At 73.4% G+C, this 1830-nt stretch carries 2 protein-coding genes; both read left to right on the top strand.

Annotation, left to right across the window (positions count from 1 at the left end):
* Positions 1–33: 33 nt before the first annotated feature.
* A complete protein-coding gene (locus C1J01_RS47870) occupies positions 34–819 on the top strand; it encodes an aminoglycoside phosphotransferase family protein (protein WP_111185774.1) in 786 nt (261 codons plus the stop codon).
* Positions 803–1768 (top strand): cobalamin biosynthesis protein, encoded by a 966-nt coding sequence (locus tag C1J01_RS47865; RefSeq protein ID WP_111185772.1) that lies wholly within the window; start codon positions 803–805, stop codon positions 1766–1768. The genes C1J01_RS47870 and C1J01_RS47865 overlap by 17 nt, the downstream gene beginning before the upstream one ends.
* The last annotated feature ends 62 nt before the right edge of the window (positions 1769–1830 follow it).

The following is a 1830-nucleotide window of genomic DNA, read 5'->3' as shown; positions in this document are numbered from 1 at the left end:
GGGGTGGGGGGAACGGGTTTAAGCTCTCGTGGCATGGTCGCGACGCTCCTGCATGAGATTCCCCTGCAGGGCGGGGATGTGACGTGTGGAGTGGTGCGCGTCGGTGACACCGTGCGCAGACCGGCCAGTGCGTCGACGCCCGCCGTGCATGCCCTGCTGAGACACCTGGAGGCCGTCGGGTTCGACGGGGCGCCTCGGGTGGTGGGGATGGACGAGTTCGGGCGGGAGGTCCTCACCTTTGTCCCGGGGACGACCGGGCTGCGGGCGGAGAGTGCCTCTGACGAGGCGCTGGTGGGGTTGGCGGGGTTGTTGCGGCGGTATCACGATGCGACCGTTGGGTTCCCGTTGACGCTTGACGGGTGGGAAAGCGGGTCGAACGATGACAAAGCGCCGGAGGTCATCGGGCACTGTGATGTGACGCCGGAGAACGTGGTTTTCCGTGGCCCAGGCCGTCCGGTGGCGATGATCGACTTTGAGCTTGCGCGGCCTACGACCCGGCTCTTCGATGTTGTCACCACTCTGCGGCATTGGGCGCCCATCTCCGATCCCGTCGACCGGCCGCGGTTGTTGCGGACCGTCGACGTGGGGGCGCGGATCCGGCTGTTCTGCGACGCGTACGGGGTCCCGCCGCGTGACCGTCGCCGGCTCCTCGACGTCGCCCGGCTGCGCTTCCACCGCTCGTACGCCGTCATGCACGCCCGCGCCGCCGCCGGCGGGGACTGGGCGACGATGTGGGCGGGCGGCGCCGGGCAGCGCATCCGCCGGGCGAGCGCATGGCTGGACGTACACGAAGATGAGCTTTATGCCCATTTGGTGTGATCCTTTGGGCCTCGCCCTCGGCGTGGCCCTCGACCGGCTCGTGGCCGATCCGCAGAGTCCCGCCCATCCGGTCGCCGTGTTCGGACGGGCGGCTGCCCGGTTGGAGAAGTCCCTGTACGCCGATGACCGCGCGCGCGGCGTCCTGCACGTCGCGCTGTGCGTCGGGGGTGCGGCCGGGATCGGTCTGCTGGCGGTGAAGGTACCGGCGACGCTGCCGGGGCGGGCCGTGCGTACGGCGGTGACGGCCGTGGCCACCTGGGCGGTGCTGGGTGGCACGACGCTGGCGCGCGAGGGCGCGTTCATGGCCGACGCGCTCGAAGACGGAGAGGTGGAACGCGCCAGGGCCCGTCTCCCCCACCTGTGCGGCCGGGACCCGTCCGGGCTGGACGCCAAGGAGCTGGCGCGCGCCACGGTGGAGTCGCTGGCCGAGAACACCTCCGACGCCGTCGTGGCCCCGTTGCTCTGGGGTGCGGTGGCGGGGGTGCCGGGGCTGCTGGCGTACCGAGCGGTCAACACGCTGGACGCGATGATCGGCCACCGTTCGCCGCGGTACGAGCGGTTCGGGTGGGCGGCGGCGCGGCTGGACGACGTCGCGAACTACGTCCCCGCGCGGGTGACCGGGGTGCTCGCGGTCCTGACCGGGCCCGACCCGGCGGGGGCGCGCGCCGTGCTGCGGCGGGACGGCCACCGGCACCCCAGCCCGAACGCCGGCCGGTGCGAGGCCGCGTTCGCCGGGGCGCTCGGGGTGACGCTGGGCGGCGAGAACGTCTACGGCGGGCGCACCGAGAGCCGTCCCACGATGGGCGACGGCCCGCGGCCGGACGTCCAGGACATCCGCCGCGCCGTCCGCCTGACCCGCGCGGTCAGCCTGGCGGCGGCGGGGGTGGCGGTGCTCACCGCCTGGGGCCTCAGGCGCGCCTTCAGCCCCGGCCCTCGAACGCGCCCATAGCAGGGGGAGGGCCGTGGGATCCGCGCTGCCCGAAGCGGCAGGCGGCCGCCTGAGATCTCGGA

It is taken from the genome of Nonomuraea aridisoli (assembly GCF_003236395.1).
Classification (GTDB): Bacteria; Actinomycetota; Actinomycetes; order Streptosporangiales; family Streptosporangiaceae; genus Nonomuraea; species Nonomuraea aridisoli.
Note: the sequence above shows the minus strand (reverse complement) of the source record. Positions and strands in the feature narration are given on the sequence as shown.

Bases quoted from the DNA above. Each gene is read 5' to 3' on its own strand.
- C1J01_RS47865 (WP_111185772.1), top strand. From the start codon at position 803: ATGCCCATTTGGTGTGATCCTTTGGGCCTCGCCCTCGGCGTGGCCCTC.
- C1J01_RS47870 (WP_111185774.1), top strand. From the start codon at position 34: ATGGTCGCGACGCTCCTGCATGAGATTCCCCTGCAGGGCGGGGATGTG.